This is a genomic window from Serratia sp. GW822-FHT06D09 (assembly GCF_058799515.1).
The window spans coordinates 99791-119186 of sequence record NZ_JBXALO010000011.1 but is presented as its reverse complement, the minus strand read 5'-3'; the positions used below and the strand labels follow the sequence as shown (position 1 = coordinate 119186).

The 19396-nt window shown below is 54.1% G+C and carries 20 protein-coding genes and 1 riboswitch; of the genes, 12 read left to right on the top strand and 8 right to left on the bottom strand.

Annotated features, from left to right (window positions below; translation table 11 throughout):
• Positions 1–49: 49 nt before the first annotated feature.
• On the bottom strand, positions 50–1831 hold the full coding sequence (locus tag AC1RKG_RS21695; protein WP_410528901.1) for a hybrid sensor histidine kinase/response regulator: 1782 nt from the start codon (positions 1829–1831) through the stop codon (positions 50–52).
• On the bottom strand, positions 1828–2460 hold the full coding sequence (locus AC1RKG_RS21690; protein WP_493183702.1) for a LuxR C-terminal-related transcriptional regulator: 633 nt from the start codon (positions 2458–2460) through the stop codon (positions 1828–1830). The genes AC1RKG_RS21695 and AC1RKG_RS21690 overlap by 4 nt, the downstream gene beginning before the upstream one ends.
• A 178-nt stretch (positions 2461–2638) precedes the next feature.
• Here AC1RKG_RS21690 and AC1RKG_RS21685 point away from each other — a divergent pair, with 178 nt between their 5' ends.
• Both AC1RKG_RS21685 and AC1RKG_RS21680 read left to right on the top strand, forming a co-directional pair.
• Positions 2639–2953 (top strand): lipoprotein, encoded by a 315-nt coding sequence (locus tag AC1RKG_RS21685; RefSeq protein WP_041414827.1) that lies wholly within the window; start codon positions 2639–2641, stop codon positions 2951–2953.
• 219 nt (positions 2954–3172) lie between these two features.
• Positions 3173–6259, top strand: a complete 3087-nt coding sequence (locus AC1RKG_RS21680) for an autotransporter outer membrane beta-barrel domain-containing protein (protein ID WP_115058272.1) — start codon at positions 3173–3175, stop codon at positions 6257–6259.
• A 94-nt stretch (positions 6260–6353) separates the two neighbouring features.
• On the opposite strand, the gene rluF is transcribed toward AC1RKG_RS21680, so the two are convergent.
• Positions 6354–7139, bottom strand: coding sequence for a 23S rRNA pseudouridine(2604) synthase RluF (gene rluF / locus AC1RKG_RS21675; protein WP_149573723.1), 786 nt, complete (start codon positions 7137–7139; stop codon positions 6354–6356).
• A 166-nt stretch (positions 7140–7305) separates the two neighbouring features.
• On the opposite strand from rluF, the gene AC1RKG_RS21670 reads away from it, so the two are divergent.
• Positions 7306–7560 carry a type II toxin-antitoxin system Phd/YefM family antitoxin gene (locus AC1RKG_RS21670; RefSeq protein ID WP_128865072.1) on the top strand — a complete coding sequence of 85 codons (255 nt, stop codon included), beginning with the start codon at positions 7306–7308 and terminating at the stop codon, positions 7558–7560.
• On the top strand, positions 7561–7866 hold the full coding sequence (locus AC1RKG_RS21665) for a type II toxin-antitoxin system RelE/ParE family toxin (protein ID WP_493183701.1): 306 nt from the start codon (positions 7561–7563) through the stop codon (positions 7864–7866). It begins immediately after the preceding gene.
• 3 nt (positions 7867–7869) lie between these two features.
• Here the strand turns inward: AC1RKG_RS21665 and AC1RKG_RS21660 are convergent, their stop codons facing one another.
• Positions 7870–8334 carry a winged helix-turn-helix transcriptional regulator gene (locus AC1RKG_RS21660; protein ID WP_261159266.1) on the bottom strand — a complete coding sequence of 155 codons (465 nt, stop codon included), beginning with the start codon at positions 8332–8334 and terminating at the stop codon, positions 7870–7872.
• Between the two features lie 93 nt (positions 8335–8427).
• Here AC1RKG_RS21660 and AC1RKG_RS21655 point away from each other — a divergent pair, with 93 nt between their 5' ends.
• From AC1RKG_RS21655 to AC1RKG_RS21640, 4 genes are all read left to right on the top strand, one after another.
• Complete coding sequence (locus tag AC1RKG_RS21655; RefSeq protein ID WP_493183700.1) at positions 8428–9660, top strand: MFS transporter; 1233 nt, start codon at positions 8428–8430, stop codon at positions 9658–9660.
• A 195-nt stretch (positions 9661–9855) separates the two neighbouring features.
• Positions 9856–10563, top strand: a complete 708-nt coding sequence (locus AC1RKG_RS21650) for a GntR family transcriptional regulator (protein WP_046372922.1) — start codon at positions 9856–9858, stop codon at positions 10561–10563.
• Between the two features lie 9 nt (positions 10564–10572).
• Positions 10573–11550 (top strand): sugar phosphate isomerase/epimerase family protein, encoded by a 978-nt coding sequence (locus AC1RKG_RS21645; protein WP_493183699.1) that lies wholly within the window; start codon positions 10573–10575, stop codon positions 11548–11550.
• Between the two features lie 107 nt (positions 11551–11657).
• Positions 11658–12923: an MFS transporter gene (locus AC1RKG_RS21640; protein ID WP_122080007.1), complete on the top strand. Its 1266-nt coding sequence runs from the start codon at positions 11658–11660 to the stop codon at positions 12921–12923.
• Between the two features lie 46 nt (positions 12924–12969).
• Here the strand turns inward: AC1RKG_RS21640 and AC1RKG_RS21635 are convergent, their stop codons facing one another.
• Positions 12970–13395, bottom strand: a complete 426-nt coding sequence (locus AC1RKG_RS21635) for a GNAT family N-acetyltransferase (RefSeq protein WP_493183698.1) — start codon at positions 13393–13395, stop codon at positions 12970–12972.
• A 68-nt stretch (positions 13396–13463) separates the two neighbouring features.
• Positions 13464–13565: riboswitch (TPP riboswitch) on the top strand.
• Positions 13566–13601: 36 nt separating this feature from the next.
• Between AC1RKG_RS21635 and thiM the strand changes: the two genes are divergently transcribed.
• From thiM to AC1RKG_RS21615, 4 genes are all read left to right on the top strand, one after another.
• Positions 13602–14396 carry a hydroxyethylthiazole kinase gene (thiM, locus tag AC1RKG_RS21630; RefSeq protein ID WP_046372926.1) on the top strand — a complete coding sequence of 265 codons (795 nt, stop codon included), beginning with the start codon at positions 13602–13604 and terminating at the stop codon, positions 14394–14396.
• A complete protein-coding gene (gene thiD / locus AC1RKG_RS21625; protein WP_046372927.1) occupies positions 14393–15193 on the top strand; it encodes a bifunctional hydroxymethylpyrimidine kinase/phosphomethylpyrimidine kinase in 801 nt (266 codons plus the stop codon). The genes thiM and thiD overlap by 4 nt, the downstream gene beginning before the upstream one ends.
• Before the next feature lie 85 nt (positions 15194–15278).
• Positions 15279–15737: an inhibitor of vertebrate lysozyme family protein gene (locus AC1RKG_RS21620; RefSeq protein ID WP_046372928.1), complete on the top strand. Its 459-nt coding sequence runs from the start codon at positions 15279–15281 to the stop codon at positions 15735–15737.
• Positions 15738–16095: 358 nt separating this feature from the next.
• Positions 16096–17130, top strand: a complete 1035-nt coding sequence (locus AC1RKG_RS21615; RefSeq protein ID WP_061069179.1) for a methyltransferase — start codon at positions 16096–16098, stop codon at positions 17128–17130.
• A gap of 57 nt (positions 17131–17187) precedes the next feature.
• Here the strand turns inward: AC1RKG_RS21615 and gutQ are convergent, their stop codons facing one another.
• The 3 genes from gutQ to gutM form a co-directional block, all read right to left on the bottom strand.
• On the bottom strand, positions 17188–18159 hold the full coding sequence (gutQ, locus tag AC1RKG_RS21610) for an arabinose-5-phosphate isomerase GutQ (RefSeq protein ID WP_020828113.1): 972 nt from the start codon (positions 18157–18159) through the stop codon (positions 17188–17190).
• Entirely contained in the window at positions 18152–18925 is a 774-nt protein-coding gene (gene srlR / locus AC1RKG_RS21605; protein ID WP_020828112.1) for a glucitol operon DNA-binding transcriptional repressor SrlR, read from the bottom strand. The genes gutQ and srlR overlap by 8 nt, the downstream gene beginning before the upstream one ends.
• A gap of 83 nt (positions 18926–19008) precedes the next feature.
• On the bottom strand, positions 19009–19365 hold the full coding sequence (gutM, locus tag AC1RKG_RS21600; RefSeq protein WP_122080004.1) for a transcriptional regulator GutM: 357 nt from the start codon (positions 19363–19365) through the stop codon (positions 19009–19011).
• Between the last annotated feature and the right edge of the window lie 31 nt (positions 19366–19396).

Below are 19396 nucleotides of genomic sequence, written 5' to 3'. Positions count from 1 at the left end.
CGGAAATGGAGTGCCGGCAGGATAAAGCCCCGAACAGGCCTGGCAACGGCTAGCAGGATGACCACTGCGACAGCAAGGCATGCAGCTTCGCGGGTTCCAGCGGCTTTCTTAATACCAGATAACCTTCCTGTTCGGCCTCTTGCAAAATGGGGGAGTTAAATTCCCCGCTGACCATGGCGCCGCTGGTGTCCGGCAGGCGTTCGAACAGCGCTTTCAATATATCGAAGCCGCTTTCACCGGAGCGGAGCCGTTGATCGCAAAGCACGGCGAAGGGGGTGAAGCCTGCGTCGATAATCGCAAAAGCCTCCTCGGCGGAAGCGGCGCAACGCACGGTGATCCCCCAGGTACTCATCAAACTCGACCAGGCGGAGGTGACCAGCGGATCATCATCCACCACCAGGCAGGCGCCGCTCAATGACTCATAGCGGGTAGGGATCTGGCTGTGGGTATAGGCGTTGAGGTTTTCTGGCGTTTTGACTTCGCCGGTATAGAGGGCAAAACGCATCCAGAAATGCGATCCCTTGCCCTCCACGGAGCGCATGCCGTATTTCACCTTCATCAATTTGGCGCAGCGGGCCACTACCGCAAGGCCTAACCCATGACCGGCGCTATCGATTTTCCACGCCAGTTCGGGACGATAGTAGGGGGAGAAGATTTTGCCTTTCTCTTCGTCGGCGATGCCCACGCCGGTGTCCCAGACTTCGATCAGGCATTCTCCCTTTTGTGGGCGGATGGCAATCAATACGCCGCCTTTCTGGGTGTAGCGCAGCGCATTTTGTATCAGGTTAATCAGCGATTGTCGGATGAGCAATTGATCGCCCATCACGGCAATGCGTCGCTTGGGACGCCATGTTCGCAGGGATAATCCCCGGCTGTTCGCTTCTTCACGGAACAGGGTAATCACCGAGTCAAGCAGGGTTCCAATATCGACATGGGTGGTCGCCGTACTGACGTTGCCGGACTCAATCTTGCTGAGATCGAGCAAAGAATTGAACATCAGGTGCACGGAGCGCACGCTCTGCTGCAGATCCAACAGCTGGGGGGTTAAAGAGGCATCGCGATTTTTATGGATGATGGCCTCGATCAGGAAACCCATGGCATGTACCGGTTGGCGCAAGTCGTGACTGGCGGTGGTCAGAAACTGGTTTTTATCGAGCAGGGCTTGTTCCGCCTCCTCTTTGGCCTGGCGGAATTGCTCCGCAAGGCGAGAGCTCTTCTCTTCGAGACGGGCTTGCTGAATAAAAAACTGATGAGAACTCAATGCGTGGCGGTAGATGGCGAACCCGTAAAGCAGGTTGAGCATCAACACAATGAGCATGACGTCGTTTAAACGCCAAATGATGCCAACGTTAAGCATGCCCCAGCAGGCAAAGAAGAACAGGGTAAAGGTACTGATGATGGGCGTCAAATGGGTCGCGTTAGCCGCGACGATGGCCGCGATGCTGATATTTAATAACAGGAAAAAATCGAAATTATTTATTTGTGGGGTTATTAAATATAATGAGGATATACCTATCCCATGTACGAAGGCGACTTTGTTGATATGTGGGAGCCAGCGGTTAAGAATAACGCCCGCATCCTCTTTCTCCGCTTCGCGTTGATATCTTTGGTGCCATAATCGGATAGCCAAAGCGCAGAATAAATACACTATTATCCAGCTGATTATCGGCCACAGTGGTTCACCCAGTAAATATATCCAAATAGCAAAGGGGATGCCGACGCAGGGCACAGCACTGAAACTAAAGACCAATCGAATAAACGTATTGTTCAATAATCGGATTTGCGCGTGCGACGAAATGCCATCATCTTGTAAAGATTGAAGTAGTTTCATTCGGACGGCCCCTGCCTGCCATGCAGTAACGTAATAGCTTCTACCCGACTGTTTACGCCTATTTTTTTAAGGATATTGCTGATGTGCTCTTTAACCGTAGGTTCGGAAATAGCAAGCTGAGAGGCTATTCTCTTATTGGGGAAGCCGCGCATCATCATGGTCAAAACGTCAATTTGTCGCGGCGTTAAATTGAAATTTTGAAGAGGGCTTTTGGCACTGGAAGCCTCCAATAGATTATCCATAGGAAACCAGCTTTGATTTTCTAACAGCGCAGCAACGGCTTTGGCGAATAATTCTGGCGGCTCATTTTTGAGCACGAAACCATGGCCTCCGGCATCACGTACCTTTTGGCCTATTTCATTATTTTCATCGCCGCTGACCACTAATAATCTTACCTGTGGGTAAAGCTGTCTGAGCTCTTTGAGTAATTTTAATGCCGTGCCGTCGGATAACCAAAAGTCGATGACGATTAAACGCGGGGCACCATTTTCCAGAATATGTCGATAACAACTCTCCTCGTTTGTCATCACGTAGGCGTGTTTAAATCGACAGTGCGTATTCAGGAAATTGGCGATGCCACTTGCCACCAACGGATGGTCATCAACGACCAACGCATAATCCTGCCCCAAGGGTATCTCCTTTTGCTAAAACCTATCAGATTGGTCTGACGACTTGTTATTTTCTACCCTCCCTACTTTAGGAGGGTTTTTTCGGTTAGGAAAGGGAAATATATTATTCAGGGATTTTGATAAGGTAAAACATAAAGCCATTCAGCATTTGGAACTGTTTGGTTACAAAGGACAATTTATGAGAAAACCACTTATCGCATTAACCGTTACGCTTCTGGTAGCTGGCTGTTCCACATTGAAAACCGATCAGGCAATACCGCTGCTGCAGGCGGAAACGGCCAAAATGCTGGGCCTGGGTTCATCGGATGAAATTACCGTCACCAATGTTAATGGTGCCCAACCCGACGCCCTTGGCGGGCAAAAACTTTCTTACCGTGCCACTACGGAGAAAGGACGAATCTTTGACTGTTCCTCGATGATGATGCCGGGTATTTTAGGTTCAGCCCCGTCGTTAAGCACACCAAGCTGTACCCCGGTCGTTACGCATAAATAATTCACCTGACGCGTTTAGCGAGGGTGGATGATCAATACCGATCCGCAGTTCCCATAATTTTGGCATCGAGACGTTAGCGCTGGGGGGCAATAAGCTAGTGTCTCGATGACAAATCAGCCTGTGTTCTCGCAAAACGCGCCGCGCATCCTCTAATGCATTGAGTTTTTCATATAAATAATAACTTTGATGGCATCAAGATAATTGGGCCGGAGAGAAAACATGAAAGATAAAACATCGCATAACTTAGCGGTAAGAAAACCGCTTTCGAAAGTTTACCTCGCACTTTTTTCCGCACCGTTGATATTGATTGGCCCAGCCGACGTGGCGCGTGCCGATGATGCTATTTTTGATGGTGAATCACGTATTACCGAATCTTTGACTTACACCGGGGATGTTTACGTCGGCCGTAATCAAAGTGGAAACCTGTTGATCGATAATGGCCAAATCAATGCCTATAACGTCAATATTGGCCGTCGTGCTAATGGCCAGATATACGAAAGCCTGGTCACGGTCAAAGGGCCAAATGCCGTATTAAATGCGATCAATGACCAATCCGTTATGCACGGCAGTCTGAATCTGGGGCTGGGGACGTTACGGGTAGAAGAGGGCGGATTGGCGACGGCGGAAGAGATTATCGTCGGCACCACCGGGGGGTATGACAGCCATCTTAATGTCAAAGGGGCCGGTTCCCAGGTGATCAGTGAGAGACTCGGTCTCGGCTTCGGACAGGGCGCACGTTCAACCTTGCTGATTGAAGATGGCGGGGTAGTGACCACCACGGCCGCCGCCAGAATCGACAGCGGTTTTCGCCCCGACGAGGCTGACAAGCTCAACCCCAAAGCCACGGTGACCGGCAATAACTCTCTGTGGAATATCACCCAGTCGCTCACCGCCAATGGCGATGTGGACGTGCTGAACGGCGGTGCGGTCAACGTTGGTAGCGCGGAGATTGCCGGTGTTTCAGGCTCAAGAAAAACCGCAGAGCTTTACATCGCCGGCAACGGCTCACGCTTTACCAGTGCGGGCAATGTCAACGTAGGGGATTATGGCAACGGGGTGCTGTCGGTTGTTGATGGCGGCTCATTCTCTGCCGGCAGCAACGAATTGCGGCTGGGGGATACCGGGTCCGGCTCTAACCGCGGCGCGTTGATTATCGGCAGCCGAGGCAACATGGATACCGGCACCGGCTTGACCGAACCTACGCTCGGCGCGGCGGGTGGTGCGGGTACTGTCGATGCCCAAACGGTGGTCAATCTGCGTGGCGGGTTGTTCGGCAGCTACGTTTACTTTAATCACAACTCAGATAACTACGACTTCCGCAACAAGATGGTCGGCGAAGGCGAAGTCATCAACACGGCCGGCCAGACGACGTTGAGCGGCGACCTGACTCAACTCCAGGCGAATGTCACCGCACGCGGCGGCAAAATCACCATCGCCAGCGACATCAATACGCAGCAAGAAGACAACGTTTTCGATGTGCAGACGCTGAGCGCCGAGAATGGCGGCACGCTGATCCTGAACGCCACTGCCGGTTCTGACGTCAGCAATGGTCTGGGTTACAGCAGCGCCGCGTCAATCAAAGCCGGCGGGACGCTGGGCGGCAACGGCACCTTGGGGCAGACTGAAATCCAGTCCGGCGGCCATATTTCCCCTGGCGACGGCAACATCGGTACCCTGACGCTGAAACGCTATCTGAATTTCCTGGGTGAATCCTTCTATGACGTCGATATCGCCGGTGATGGCAGCAGCGACAAACTGGTCGTTTCAGGCAAAACCACCATCAGCGATCAGGCCAAGGTGCAGGTGACCGCGTTGGATCCGCAAACCAGCTATCAAACCGGCCAAAGCTATCGCATTTTGACCTCGGATGGCGGGATTGACGGTCGGTTTGCTGAAGCCGTCTCAAAATCTGCATTTTTGGACGTTGCGCTTAACCACAGCACCAACGCCGTGGATCTGACGATTGCACAAAAGGACGGTAATCCAGGTGAGGGCGGCAACCCAGGCGAGGGCGGTAACCCAGGTGAAGGCGGCAACCCAGGCGAAGGCGGTAACCCAGGCGAGGGCGGTAACCCAGGTGAGGGCGGTAACCCAGGCGAGGGCGGTAACCCAGGCGAGGGCGGTAACCCAGGCGAGGGCGGTAACCCAGGTGAAGGTGGTAACCCAGGCGAGGGCGGCAAGCCCGGTATTTTCCAAACGGTCGCGCAAAGTAGCAATCAGTGGAATACCGCCGGTGCGCTCTCGACGTTAACGCAAAGCGGTCCTTCGCTGGCCTTGTATAACTCTGTGCTGCTGTTGAGCGCACCGGAAGCGCGCGAGGCGTTCAATCAACTGTCCGGTGAAGTTTATCCGTCCATTCAGTCTAACCTGATCGCCGGCAGTAGCATGCTGCTCAACGTGTTGAATCAGCGCATGCTTCGCGTATTTGATAATGATGCGCTGCCTGTTCCACCGATGGCGATGACGTTGGTTCAACCGGCTCAGGCTGAAAATAACGGCGTTTGGGGGCAGACGTTCGGCTCCTGGATGAGAAACAGCGGTAACGATAACGTTGGGAAATTGGACGGCCACACCAGCGGTTTCCTGTTGGGCGCCGATCGTAAACTCGCTGACCACAGTATCCGCGTTGGGGGATACGTAGGCTATAGCCGTGGCGACTATGATGTCGATAGCCGTCGCTCCAGTTCCGACAGCGATAATTACCACCTGGGTCTGTACGCTGCAGGGCAGCAGGATGCCTTCTCCCTGCGCGGTGCGCTGGGCTATACCTGGCACCGACTCGAAAATGAGCGCAACGTTAATTTCGGCAATTACTCGGATCGGCTCAAGGCGGACTATGACGCAGACTCGCTGCTGGCGTTCACCGAAGCGGGTTACCGTTTTGGTCAGTTGGATGCGAATATCGAGCCATTCGTCAACCTGAGTTATATCCGTTTGCATACCGATAACTTCCAGGAGAAAGGCGGGGCAGCGGCGCTGAGCGTCCGTAATGAAACGATGAATACGTTCTATTCAACGTTGGGCGTGCGGGGATCTACCGAACTGCCGAAAAACGTCAGCCTTTACGGTTCATTAGGCTGGCAGCACGCTTACGGCGATAAAAATACGTCATCGCGCATGGCATTTGCCGGCAGCGACGCATTTATCACGCAGGGACAGGCGGTAGATGACAATCTGCTGGTGGCGGATGTGGGGGTGAGCGTGAAGCTGTCGCGTTCCACTACGTTGGCTCTCGGTTATCAGGGGCAGTACGGTTCTGATACCCAGGTCAATTCGGTCAATGCCAATATCAGATGGTCGTTCTGATTCACTGAGGAAAAGGGCCTTTGGTCTTGAGATGTCGTTGGGCAACTTGCAGTTTTACCTGGTTGCCTGGCGATATCTCTGCTCCAGAAAACCTTCACTCCGTGTCGAGACTTTCGCTGACATCAGGCGCTAGCGAAACGGGCAGGCGAACATCCTCGCAAGATGAGTGCTCAATCAGCTTAAACAGCACGTTCTTTTCGTCACCGGTCAAATCTCGCCATTCGCCCAGCGGCAATCCTGTCAGATCGACATTCATAATGCGCACACGCTCAAGTTTGGTGACGTGATAACCAAAGTATTTGCTCATACGGCGGATTTGGCGGTTAAGGCCCTGAACCAGCGTGATGCGAAACATCTGCGGCGCGATTTTCTCCACCCGGCACTTTTTCGTCACCGTATCCAGGATGGGGACACCGGCGCTCATCCCCTGAATAAACGCGTCGGTCAGCGGCTTATCGACGGTAACCAGATACTCTTTTTCGTGGTTATTGCCGGCACGAAGGATCTTATTGACCAGTTCGCCGTGATTGGTCAGGAAAATCAGCCCCTGGGAATCTTTGTCCAGACGGCCTATAGGAAAGGTGCGCTTGCTGTGATTGACGAAATCACCGATGTTATTTTGCACGTGCTTTCCCATGCTGGTGATGATGCCCACCGGCTTGTTCAGCGCGATAAGCACCAAATCTTCCGCATTACGTGGCTCAATCCGCTGGCCGTTAACTTGCACCACGTCCCCGACAAATACCTGAGCGGCCACGGCGGCTACGTTGCCGTTGATGAAAACGTTGCCCTGTTTGATATGACGATCGGCACTGCGGCGTGAACAGATGCCGCTGTCGCTAATGTATTTATTAAGGCGAATGGATGATTGAGTCAGCATGATTTCCCCGTAAAACGCGGACTATACAGTAACCCTTGAGGCCTTGCGAAGGGGCATATGGGGTAATGCGTAAACCGAAAGATCGCCCCCAAGAAAATCGTGTGAATAATTTTTGCTCAAGAAATCGAATGAGCGAATCGAACGATTCAGTCGAAAGGTAATGAAAATGCATATTCTGACAGCCAATGAAGCCAAAACCCAGTTTGGCGATTTGCTGCTTAAGGCTCAGCGTGAACCGGTGCAAATCACCCGTAATGGCAAGCCCGTTGCGGTGACTGCCGAAGATTACGAGCAAATTGAAGCGATGAAACTCCAACTGTTACAAATGAAGATTCAGCGTTCCCAGCATGATATGGCGATCGGCAATGCCGTTGATGGCGAGACGTTTTTCTCTGAGCTGCTGGAGCAGGATAAAGGATAAATGGCCAGTTACCGACTGACCGGTGAGGCGCAAAACGATATCCGGGAGATTCGCGACTACACATTGAGCGACAGGGGCATGCAGCAATCCAGAGATTACCTTGTAAGACTGCGCCAAGGATTAACCAACCTGACGGAAATACCAGGCATTGGGCAGCATCGAGTCGAGGATCCAGGGAACGGTGTTTATAGCTTTCCCTACCTCAGCCATATGATTTATTACGCTACAGCAAACAGCGAAATTACCATTCTTGCAGTTTTGCACCAAAGCCGCGTTCCAGCCAAACATCTGCCTCAGCGGCTCTAAGGTTCAACTAATGTGATTTGACTCTTCACCCACCTTTACCACCCGGGTATTCAGCGGTGTGAGCGTTTGCCCGACGCTGCCGGTCGGCGTCATGCGCGGGATCGGTTGGCCGCTGTCGCTTTCGACCAAGGTTGAATGCGCCTCTTGCTCGGCAAACAGATGGTCTTCCCCCCATTGGCGCAAGCCGACGATCACCGGGAACAGGGCTCGGCCCTTGTCGGTGAGAATATACTCCTGATAGGCGCTGCCGTCTGAGGCCGGTGCGATCTCCAGAATGCCCTGTGCCACCAGGGTGCGCAGACGGGTGGAAAGGATATTTTTCGCCATCCCCAGCCCCTTTTGGAATTCACTGAAGCGGCGCACGCCGTCGAACGCGTCGCGCACAATCAACAGTGACCACCAGTCTCCAATCACATCCAAAGTGCGTGCCACCGGGCACGGCGCATCTTCCAGGCTTTTACGTTTCACGTTATCCCTCCTGCCACACTATCTGGTTGCATTATAAAACCTCTGCGCGTAATGTCCATTAAGTTTAATAATGAAACCACTTTGGAGGAAACGATGAGTGACAAAACGCTGGATCCGATCTGCGTATCTCAGGCGAGGGGACTGAGTCGGCTGCCGGCTTCGCTGGTGTTGTTGCTGGCCGGCGCCAGCGCTTTTAGCGTGGCTAATGTCTATTACGCCCAGCCGTTGTTGGATGCCATAGCCCAGGAATTTGCTATCAGCGTGGCGTCGGTGGGTATGGTGATCACCGCCACCCAGCTTGGTTGCGCGTTGGCGCTGGTATTGGTGGTCCCGCTGGGGGATCGCATTAATCGCCATCGGCTGTTAGCGGTACAGCAACTGTTGTTGATTGCCGCATTGTGCATGGTCGGTTGGGCAAACAGCAGCCTGCTTATGCTGATCGGCATGTTGCTGGTGGGATTATTGGGCACCGCCATGACGCAAGGACTCATCGCTTTTGCCGCCACGCTGGCGGCACCTCATGAGCGCGGGCGGGTCGTGGGGGCGGCGCAGGGCGGTGTGGTGCTGGGTCTGCTATTGGCGAGAACCCTGTCCGGCGCGTTGGCAGACGCAGGAGGTTGGCGCACGGTGTATTTTTTTTCCGCCGGAGTGACGCTGGTCTTGCTGCCGATTCTGGCACGTTTGCTGCCTGCGCCGAGCACGCCGCCTTCAACGCTTAGCTACACCGCCTTGCTGCGTTCGATGCTGACGCTGTTGCTGCGCGATCGCACGTTGCAAATTCGCGGCATGCTGGCGCTGTTGATGTTTGCGGCATTCAGCATCTTCTGGAGTGCATTGGTGCTGCCGCTGAGTCAGGCACCGTTCAACTTTTCGCATGCGGTGATTGGTGCCTTTGGCCTGGTGGGCGCAGTGGGGGCGCTGGCGGCGGTAAGAGCAGGGCACCTGGCGGACCGCGGCTTGGCGCAGGTGGCGAGCGGCATCTGTCTGCTGCTGTTGGTGCTGGCCTGGCTGCCGCTCGGCATGCTGGGTTATGGCCTGGGGTGGTTGATTATCGGCATTGTATTGCTCGATTTGGCAGGCCAAGCCATTCATGTGTTGAATCAGAGCCTGATTTTCAGCGCACATCCGCAGGCGCATAGCCGGTTAGTGGGCGTCTACATGCTGTTCTATGCCATTGGCAGTGGGCTCGGCGCTTTTGCCAGCACTCACGTATTCGCCCTGGCAGGTTGGCAGGGGGTGTGCTGGCTGGGGGCGGGCGTCAGCTTTATTGCCCTGGTGTTCTGGGGGCTGACGCTGCGTGCGATGCCGACGGCGCCGGGAAAATGACGGCGTTCTTGATTCTGCCTGGCCGCTTGCTTAATCCGCAGTAAGAGAGGACCGGAGGGGGGATCTTGCCCAAGGTTGCCAAGATCCCTTCTGTTCTGGGACCGAAGTCACACATAAAATCCAATACCCCCATTGTTTGTCATAATTCACCGCGATACTGTTGTGCAATCTGGTTTAAACCAATTAGGTGTGGATATGGAAAACAGCTCAACCGTTGAATTGGCAAAGGCCAGGTTGAATGACTGGCTGAGCCAGGGGGCAATCGCCCCCGGTGACAAGCTTCCTTCGGAGCGAGAACTGGGAGAATTGCTGAACATCAAACGCATGACGTTACGTCAGGCGCTGTTGTTCCTGGAAAGCGAATCGAGGATCTTCCGCAAGGATCGACGGGGTTGGTTTGCGGCACTGCCGCGTTTTAACTACAACCCCAATTCCTCTACCAGTTTCAAACAGGCGGCTATCGAGCAGGGCCGTTGTCCCTCCTGGGACTATATGACCAAAGAGTGCGTATTGGCAGCTCCGGGGTTTATCAAAGAGTTATTGCAGGTCGACGCGGCGAGCGAGATCTACAAGATTTCTGGTTGGGGAGCGCTGGATAATCACATCGTGTTTTATCACGAAACCTTTATCAGCCCGCGAGTGGCACCCGGTTTTATCGAACGCCTGGGTGAGAACTCGTTTGCCGAGGTCTGGGAACAGGCTTATGGCACTTCCACGCGAACCCGTCATCTGGCCTTTAAACCCACCCGGTTATCCGGAGAGGCCTGCAAGGTGATGGGCGGAAATGCCAGCACGCCTGCGATTTTGGTCGAAAAGCATCGTGCCGATGCCGAACGCCGTATCGTGCAGGTGGATATCGAGCACTGGCGCTTCGAGTCGGTAGATTTCTTTATTAACTTATAGGTGAATATCATGGATCGCTTAACGGCGGAGAAAGTCCTTCTACGGGCGCATAACTTGCCCCTTTACCTGCATGCTTACGCCTTTCATCTCAATATGCGTATGGAGAAGATCCTGCCAGAGGATTTGCTGAGCATCGCCCATCAGCAGCGGTTGCGAGGGGTGAAGCTGCATGTGCTGGATGGGGAAAGTCAGGCGCTTTGCCATGCTGATGATGCCCGGCTGCGCCGGTTTGGCGAACAGGCTCGGCGCTATGGATTGGATATTCATATCGAAACCAGTGCCTCCGACTCACAAACTATCGATCAGGCGGTGAATATCGCGCTGAAATGTGGGGCCAGCTCAGTGCGTTTTTATCCGCGCTATCAGGGCCCTTTGCAAGAGGTGTTGGCGCGTATCGGTGCGGATATTCAGTACATCAAACAGCGTTATCAACACAGCGGCCTGAGTTTTACTCTGGAACAGCATGAAGATCTCAAGAGCCATGAATTGGTCGGCCTGGTCCGGGCGGCAGATTTCCCTCAGCTTTCCCTGCTGTTTGATTTCGCCAACATGATTAACGCCAATGAAGAGCCGCTGCCGGCACTGGCGGCAATGAGTGGGGAAATCACCCAGGTGCACATCAAGGACGCAATTATTGTGCGAGAGAACAAGGGGATGGGGCATCGTGCCTGTATTTCCGGACAGGGAGATCTGCCATTCCGAGAACTGTTATTGGGGCTGATCTGTCTGGGTGAAGATCAACCGCAGGTCACCGCCTACGGGCTGGAAGAAGAGGTGGATTATTACGCACCGCCGTTTCGTTTCAGCGACGAAGGGAATAATCCTCCCATTCCATGGCGAGAAATGAGTGAAACAGCGTTACCGGAGCAAGGGTTGGAAGCGCGATTAAAGAAAGAAACTCAGGATGCTTTAAATCAAATTCACTATGTTCGCACCATCATTGACAGTTTAACGCAGCAAGCTCAGGAACTGCTAAATCCGGCATAATATAAAAATAAATCTATAAATCACATATTCTCGCTGATGAGCGATCAACGCTCGTCTCATTATCGGGTAAACAACACCGCTTATTAATTATTGGCTGTGAGGGGACTATGTTAACTAAAAAAAGATGGGCATTATTTAGCTTGTTGGTTTTATGTGGAGGGACAATCTATAAATTGCCTTCCCTTAAAGATGCTTTTTATGTTCCGATGCAACAGTATTTTCACTTGAGTAATGGCGAAATAGGCAATGCCATGTCGGTTAACTCGATTGTGACGACCATTGGCTTCTTCTTATCAATCTATTTTTCCGATCGCCTGCCGCGACGTTTTACCATGTCGTTTTCGCTGATTGCTACTGGCTTGCTTGGTATCTACCTGTCCAGCATGCCGGGGTACTGGGGCATACTGTTTGTCTGGGCGCTGTTCGGCGTGACCTGTGACATGCTGAATTGGCCGGTGCTGCTCAAATCGGTGAGTATGCTGGGGGATAATACTCAGCAGGGGCGGTTGTTCGGCTTTTTTGAAACCGGGCGCGGGGTTGTCGACACGGTGGTGGCCTTTTCTGCGCTGGCGCTGTTTACCGCATTTGGTAGCGGCTACCTGGGTTTTAAAGTCGGCATATTGTTTTATTCGGCCATCGCTATTTGCGTAGGGGTTATTATTCTGTTGGTGATGAAAGAAAGCCCAGAGGAAAAGTTACCCGCTAAAGAACAACCCCCCGTTAATAAAAAACCGGGCATGGGCAGCGTATTGAAAAACAAAACGGTATGGCTGATTGCCTTCAGCGTTTTCTGTGTTTACGCGGTGTATTGCGGATTGACGTTCTTTATTCCTTTCCTGAGTCATGTCTATGCGCTGCCGATTGCACTGGTGGGTGCTTACGGGATCATTAATCAATACTGCTTAAAAATGGTGGGGGGGCCGATTGGTGGTCTCATTGCCGATAAAGTATTAAAGTCTCCCAGCAAGTATTTATTCTATACCTTTATTATCAGCGCCATTGCGCTGGCGCTATTGATCCTGTTACCGCATGAACAAATGCCGGTTTACTTGGGCATGGCCTGTACGCTGGGATTTGGTGCAGTGGTCTTTACCCAAAGAGCGGTGTTCTTTGCCCCCATCGGTGAGGCCGGCATTGACGAAGAACATACCGGTGCGGCTATGGCGCTGGGCAGCTTTATCGGTTATGCCCCGGCGATGTTCTGTTTTAGCCTGTACGGTCATATTCTCGATGCCTTCCCAGGACTGACCGGTTACAAGATCGTTTTCGGGCTGATGGGCATGTTTGCCTGTGCCGGGATCATAGTGTCGGGGCTGTTGGTCAGAAATATCCGCGCACGCGCAAAACTGACCCCGGCGGCTTCTGTCGCCTGAGCCGGGGGCTTTAATGAACGGGCACGGTTTGCGCTGTGCCCTTATTTTATTTTGCCGGGGAGTGCAGCAGGTAATATTCTTCCCCGCCGTCATTGCCAGTAGCGATGATTCGCCAACCGTGCTTGTGGTAGAACGCTAGCGCCTTCTTATTCTTCACCAGGCATTTCAGCGAACCGGTGGCGGTAAAGGTCTGTTCCGCCGCTTGTAACAGAGCGCTGCCGACGCCGAGCGGCGGCAGATGCGGATCGACATACAGGTTGTGAATAAAGTTGTCCTGGCGATAAATCGACACAAATCCCAGCCGCTTCCCCTGATCTTCCGCCACCCAAATATCTTCGCCCAGCGTTGAGCGATCGAAATCCTCCAGCCGGTAATCTTCGGTATCGCGCCACGGAAACGCCGCTTTACGCGAAGCCAGATACAGGGTGCGCAGGAAGGGGCGATCGGCCTCTTGGTATTTTCTTATCTGCATGGCGCCTCCTTTTTATTTTTTGACACTATAGCGCGATTGACCTCACCGGCGGCAACCCCAATAATGGCCGTCTTGACTCGGGGTGCCCTGCGCGATGCGCGGTGGCTGAGATTTTACCCGTATTACCTGATCTGGATTATGCCAGCGTAGGGAAGTCTCGGTGCCCCAACCGGTACCCGCCTTCTTGAACGCCGGTTGGGAGGAATATGCTCGCTCGACCTGATGTTTTCCCCGGCGCCCGCGCCGCGGCCTGTTTGACTCAATTTAAACGCCAATCGCCCCTGATCCATTGCCTGACCAACGAAGTGGTGCAGGAACTGACGGCTAACGTCCTGTTGGCGCTCGGCGCTTCGCCGGCGATGGTGGTAGAACCGACCGAAGCAGCGCAGTTCAGCCGACTGGCGGATGCGGTGCTGATCAACGTTGGCACCCTCAATGCATCACGCGCTGAATCCATGCTGGCTGCGGTGGAAGCTGCCAACGTGGCACAAACACCCTGGACGCTGGATCCGGTAGCGGTCGGCGGGTTGGTCTATCGCACTGCGTTTGCCCATCGTTTGTTGGGTGAGAAGCCGGCGGCGATCCGCGGCAACGCTTCTGAAATCATGGCGCTGAGCGGTTTGCAGGCTAACGGACGTGGCGTAGACAGTGCAGACGACTCGCTGGCGGCATTGCCGGCGGCGCGCGAATTGGCGCGCAGCAGCGGTGCGGTAGTGGCAGTAACCGGCGTTGTTGATTACATCACCGATGGCCAGCGTGACTGGGCGGTCACCGGCGGTGATGTGCTGATGACGCGGGTGGTCGGTACCGGTTGTGCACTTTCTGCGGTGGTGGCGGCATTTTGCAGTTTACCGGGCGATCGGCTCGATAACGTGGCGACCGCCTGCCGGGTGATGTCGCTTTGCGGTGAACGGGCCACGCGCCGTGCCGCCGGGCCGGGCAGTTTCACCCCGGCGTTCCTCGACGCACTGTATCAACTGCGCCCGGAGGAACTGCAATGAAACGCATTAACGCACTGACAATTGCCGGGACCGATCCGAGCGGCGGCGCCGGCATTCAGGCCGATCTAAAAGCTTTTTCTGCGTTGGGGGCCTATGGTGCCTCGGTGATTACCGCGCTGGTGGCGCAAAACACCCGTGGTGTGCAGTCGGTCTACAACATAGATCCGGCCTTTGTCGCCGCTCAGCTGGATTCCGTCTTCAGCGACCTGCGCATCGACAGCACCAAGATTGGCATGTTGGCCAACGCCGATATTGTGCAGGCGGTGGCGGAGCGTTTGCGCCATTATCAGCCGTCTTTTGTGGTACTGGATACCGTGATGCTGGCAAAAAGCGGCGATCCGCTGCTGGCGCCGGAGGCGGTGGATTCGATCCGTCGTGAACTGTTGCCGCTGGTGTCGATCATCACGCCGAACCTGCCGGAGGCGGCGGCGCTGCTGGCGTGCGCCCCGGCGGAAAATGAGCGCCAGATGCGTGAGCAGGGCCGGGCGCTCCTGGCGATGGGGTGTCAGGCGGTGTTGATGAAAGGGGGTCACCTTAGCGAAAGCGAAAGTCCGGATTGGCTGTTTACGGCCGAGCAGGAGCTGCGGTTTACCGCGCCGCGCGTGGCGACCCGACATACTCACGGCACCGGCTGTACGCTGTCTGCCGCCCTGGCGGCGCTGCGACCGCGTCACGACGACTGGGCCGGAACGGTCGCTGCCGCCAAGGACTATTTGCAACAGGCCTTGCTGCAGGCGGATACCCTGGAAGTGGGGCACGGTATTGGGCCGGTACATCATTTTCATGCCTGGTGGTAAGTCAACTTTTTGCTACCCTTGTGGTCTGACTAGATCCAGACCCGGCTTGGGCCGGGTGCAACCGAATTTTTCTAGGGAGAAGGCCATGACAGGACAAAACGCACTTCGCGGCGCCATCTTCGGCGCGTTACTCAGCTTCAGCGTGGGTGGTTTCGCTCAGCAGATCGTCACCACCTCGGACGTGATCCAGCAGCCGGGTTACCAGACCAGTTGGCAAAATATGGTCAAAGGTCAGGCTCGCTTGCCGGGTTGGGCGCGCAAGGGGATGGGAACCTCCACGCCGGCGCAGAGCCTGAGCTGGAAAGGGCAGAACTATCTGGTGGGCAATCTGTGCAAGCCGCATGACTGCGCCAACAACTTTATGATAGTGGCGTTTAAGGAAGACAAATCACAGGCCTGGGCCGTGCGCGTTGAGGTGGCGGATAAGCCGGAAGCGGTTGACCATCCGAAGAAATACGCCAAATACCAATGGCTGGGTAAACCGAACGACGATATGAAGGCGTTGCTGAAACAACAGTTTGAGAATAATCCCGACTGGAAATAATCATTTTTCGGCTGAAGGCATCTGCATTCAGCCGAATTTTTAAGGTATGTGTCTATTATTGAAATAATATTTATATGAAATAAATCCTAGTGAGGAGTGTATTGCTTCATCATGAATTAATTATCTAATTGTATCTATGCTTTATCATTTTGTTTTCTCTGTTATATATATTCCTTTGTCATTTAATTGGTTGCGTGATTTATGGTTGTTTTTGCCTGATAACCTTGTTGGGTTTATGGTTTTATTTTATTTAGTGTCTATGATCTTGTTTGGCGAATTTATTTCACCTGAAATAAATAATCATTGTTAATTTTGCAATGGTGTTTGAGGTTAAATATCCAAACGGAGCATTATGATCATGGCAACTAATCACGTCACTCTTTCTGAAGATGAAAAAGCCTCTTTGTATTTGTTGGATCAAACGATGGGATTCACCGTGCAGGCCGCCTTGCGGGCTGCGGCTGAGCTGTGCGTGGCCGATCATCTGATCGACGGCCCCAAAACGGCCCAGGAGCTGGCAAGGAAGCTGGAAGTAAATAGCAGAATGCTGCATCGGGTCTTGAGTATTCTGGCATCGCGCAATATTTTTTCCGTTTCCGAAGACGGACGTTTCTCGCTTAACCCGGTAGCGCAATATTTACGTTCAGACTTGCCGGATTCACTGCGCGGCGGTGTAATGATGCTGACGGATGAAACAATGTGGCGTCCGTTGGGAAAATTGGCGGCAACGTTACGCGGCGAGCCGGTATTTAAACAAATATTCGGCATGCCATTCTATGATTATTGGTCGCAAGAGGATATTCCTGACGCGGAAAATGATTTCCATATCGGCATGGCATCGATGTCGGCGTTGGAAAATAAAATTTTGATGCGCAGTTATAAATTCCCCGAGCATTCTACGGTGGTAGATATCGCCGGGGGATTTGGCGGATTGCTGCTGAGCGTATTGCGCGCCAATCCGACGGTTAAAGGCATTCTTTTTGACCAACCGCAGGTATTGCCAAGAAACCGCCTTGGTGAATTGGGTGATGATTCGCGTTGGGAAACCTGCGCGGGCAGTTTCTTTGAAGCCTGTCCGACGGCAGACTTTTATCTGTTGAAATTTATCGTCATGGACTGGGCCGATGAGCCGGCCAGTCGCATATTACGCACCTGTCGTAATGCGATGCACCCGCAATCGAAGCTATTGCTTATTGAACCTGTAATAGTGCCGAATAACACCGCCTGGGACAGCTGCCGGGAGCTTGATTTGGTTCTGATGGGCAGTTTTGACGGTGGGCAGGTGCGCACCGAAGAAGAACTGAAGGCGCTGTTGGCCAGCGCCGACCTGAAGCTGAACCGGATTATCGATACCGGTTGTTATTTGTCGATCGTCGAGGCTGTACCGAATTGATACCCGGGATGAATAGGCAAGGAGGAACCCGCATTGCTGCGGGTTTCTTCAGTTTAATTAGCCGATCCCGGCCTGATGCAAATCGTGCAGGTTGATCGCGCCGACCAGCACGCCGTCCAGATTGACCACCGGTGCGGCACTGATATGCTGTTCGTGCAAAGCTTCCAGGGCTTCCCCTGCGCGCCACTGCTCCGGCAAGCGATAGCCAGGGCGGGTAATGGCCGGGCTCAACGCATCCTGCAGGCTATTGCCTTTTACCAGCCAGCGGCGCAGGTCGCCATCGGTAAATACCCCCACCACTTTCTGCTGTGCGTCGCACACCGCGACCAACCCCAGCCCGGTGCGGCTCAGTTCGAGCATGGCTTCCATCACGTTGGCGCTTTCACTGACTTTCGGCAGACGATCGCCGGTGCGCATCAGGTGATGTACCCGGTTGAGCAAACGCGCACCCAGGCTGCCGCCCGGATGTGAACGGGCAAAGTCTTCGGCGTTGAAACCGCGCTGGCGCATTAAAGCCATTGCCAATGCGTCGCCCATCATCAGCGTATTGACCGCGCTGGAGGTCGGCGCCAAACCCATCGGGCAAGCCTCGCGTTCGACGCTGATGTCCAGCATGCAGGCCGCAGCCAACGCCAGAGGTGACTCTTTGCCGCCGGTGATGGCAATCACCGGGATGTTATTTTCCGCCAGCAACGGCAGGATTAAATCCAGCTCTTTGGCGCGGCCGGAATAAGAGATAAACACCACCACGTCGTCGGCGCCAATCATGCCGAGATCGCCATGCAGTGCTTCTGCCGGGTGCACGAAGAACGACGGAGTGCCGGTACTGGCCAGCGAGGCGGCAATTTTTTTACCGATGTGGCCGGACTTGCCGATGCCGGAAATCACCGCCTTGCCCCGGCAGTTCAGCAGCAGTTCGCAGGCGCAGACGAAATTATCGTCCAGTCGCGCCAGCAGGCGTTGTGCTTCAGTCAGCTCAATTTCCAGCGTTTCGCGGGCAAAGGCCAGCAGGGCAGCGGCGTTACTCATCAAAATCTCCTACCAGAATGATATTGATCCCTTTCGCCTGCAATGCGGCGAGGTAATCCGGATTGATGTTTTTATCGGTGATCAGGGTATCCACGGCGCTCAGGTCGCAGACCACGTTCGGGCTTTTGCGGCCGAACTTTGACGAGTCCACCAGCAGGATAATGCGGCTGGCGGCTTCGCACATCGCCTTGCTGACGTTGTGCACTTCGTTAAAGGTGGTGACACCGGCATTAAGGTCCACGCCGTCCGCCCCGATAAACAGTTTGTCGAAGCTGAACTGCTGGAAAGCCGATTCCGCCAGGCTGCCGTGAAAGGACGCCGACTTTTTGCGATAGGTGCCGCCGGGCATCAGGATGGTTTGGTCGTTATCCAGCTCCACCAGCGCATTGACGATGTGCAGGCTATTGGTCATGACGGTGATGTTATTGAACTGCGCCAGATGCGGCACCATTTGCAGCACGGTGCTGCCGGCGTCGAAAATCAGCGAGTCGCCGTCGTTGATAAGCCCGATGGCGGCATAGGCGATCTGGCGTTTCTTTTCGGTATTGATATGAGTTTTGCGGTCGATAGGCTGATCGCCATCGTCGCGGCTGAGCACCACGCCGCCATAAGTGCGGATCACTTCACCTTCCTCTTCCAGCAGGGTGAGATCCTTGCGGATGGTGGTGCCGGTGGTGGCAAAGTGCGCTGCCAGGGCATCCACTGCCGTTTTGCCATGCCGCTGCAGATATTCAAGGATAGCGGCCTGCCGCTGCTTTGGTTTCATAGCCCGTCCTGTTCACAAGAGTTGCGCATTTCCCTTCGGCTAACAATTCAATATGAAAGGTAATGTCTTTTAATGTGAAAATATCATGATTTAGGGGCAATCGCTAACGATAGTGCAGTCTGGCATGCGGGATCCTCGGGGAAGATCACATCCGGGCGAAGATCGCGCTGATGCAGGCCGTGCAGCCTGGCGATAGGTTTCGGTTGGGCAAAGATGGTCAGGCCGCGCATTAACATGCTGCCGCAAACCCGCCGCTCGGAATCAAAGGCCAGCGCCAGCACCACCCGGGGTTGAAAGCGTCCGCCGGAACGCCCGACACCGACGGCACCCAGTCGGCACAGGCCGTCGAAGGCACGGTTGAAACGTTGGATCTGCCACCAGCCGAGGGCGATTTGCAGTAGCCAGGCCAGAACTGCGAAGGTGATCAATGCCTGAGTCATATAGCCTCCTGTTTGTTTTCCCTCTCCAGAA

Excerpts from the sequence above, each read along its gene's own strand:
- AC1RKG_RS21695 (WP_410528901.1), bottom strand. The coding sequence starts at position 1,831 with ATGAAACTACTTCAATCTTTACAAGATGATGGCATTTCGTCGCACGCG.
- AC1RKG_RS21685 (WP_041414827.1), top strand. The coding sequence starts at position 2,639 with ATGAGAAAACCACTTATCGCATTAACCGTTACGCTTCTGGTAGCTGGC.
- AC1RKG_RS21680 (WP_115058272.1), top strand. The coding sequence starts at position 3,173 with ATGAAAGATAAAACATCGCATAACTTAGCGGTAAGAAAACCGCTTTCG.
- rluF (WP_149573723.1), bottom strand. The coding sequence starts at position 7,139 with ATGCTGACTCAATCATCCATTCGCCTTAATAAATACATTAGCGACAGC.
- AC1RKG_RS21670 (WP_128865072.1), top strand. The coding sequence starts at position 7,306 with ATGCATATTCTGACAGCCAATGAAGCCAAAACCCAGTTTGGCGATTTG.
- AC1RKG_RS21665 (WP_493183701.1), top strand. The coding sequence starts at position 7,561 with ATGGCCAGTTACCGACTGACCGGTGAGGCGCAAAACGATATCCGGGAG.
- AC1RKG_RS21655 (WP_493183700.1), top strand. The coding sequence starts at position 8,428 with ATGAGTGACAAAACGCTGGATCCGATCTGCGTATCTCAGGCGAGGGGA.
- AC1RKG_RS21650 (WP_046372922.1), top strand. The coding sequence starts at position 9,856 with ATGGAAAACAGCTCAACCGTTGAATTGGCAAAGGCCAGGTTGAATGAC.
- AC1RKG_RS21645 (WP_493183699.1), top strand. The coding sequence starts at position 10,573 with ATGGATCGCTTAACGGCGGAGAAAGTCCTTCTACGGGCGCATAACTTG.
- AC1RKG_RS21640 (WP_122080007.1), top strand. The coding sequence starts at position 11,658 with ATGTTAACTAAAAAAAGATGGGCATTATTTAGCTTGTTGGTTTTATGT.
- AC1RKG_RS21635 (WP_493183698.1), bottom strand. The coding sequence starts at position 13,395 with ATGCAGATAAGAAAATACCAAGAGGCCGATCGCCCCTTCCTGCGCACC.
- thiM (WP_046372926.1), top strand. The coding sequence starts at position 13,602 with ATGCTCGCTCGACCTGATGTTTTCCCCGGCGCCCGCGCCGCGGCCTGT.
- thiD (WP_046372927.1), top strand. The coding sequence starts at position 14,393 with ATGAAACGCATTAACGCACTGACAATTGCCGGGACCGATCCGAGCGGC.
- AC1RKG_RS21620 (WP_046372928.1), top strand. The coding sequence starts at position 15,279 with ATGACAGGACAAAACGCACTTCGCGGCGCCATCTTCGGCGCGTTACTC.
- AC1RKG_RS21615 (WP_061069179.1), top strand. The coding sequence starts at position 16,096 with ATGGCAACTAATCACGTCACTCTTTCTGAAGATGAAAAAGCCTCTTTG.
- gutQ (WP_020828113.1), bottom strand. The coding sequence starts at position 18,159 with ATGAGTAACGCCGCTGCCCTGCTGGCCTTTGCCCGCGAAACGCTGGAA.
- srlR (WP_020828112.1), bottom strand. The coding sequence starts at position 18,925 with ATGAAACCAAAGCAGCGGCAGGCCGCTATCCTTGAATATCTGCAGCGG.
- gutM (WP_122080004.1), bottom strand. The coding sequence starts at position 19,365 with ATGACTCAGGCATTGATCACCTTCGCAGTTCTGGCCTGGCTACTGCAA.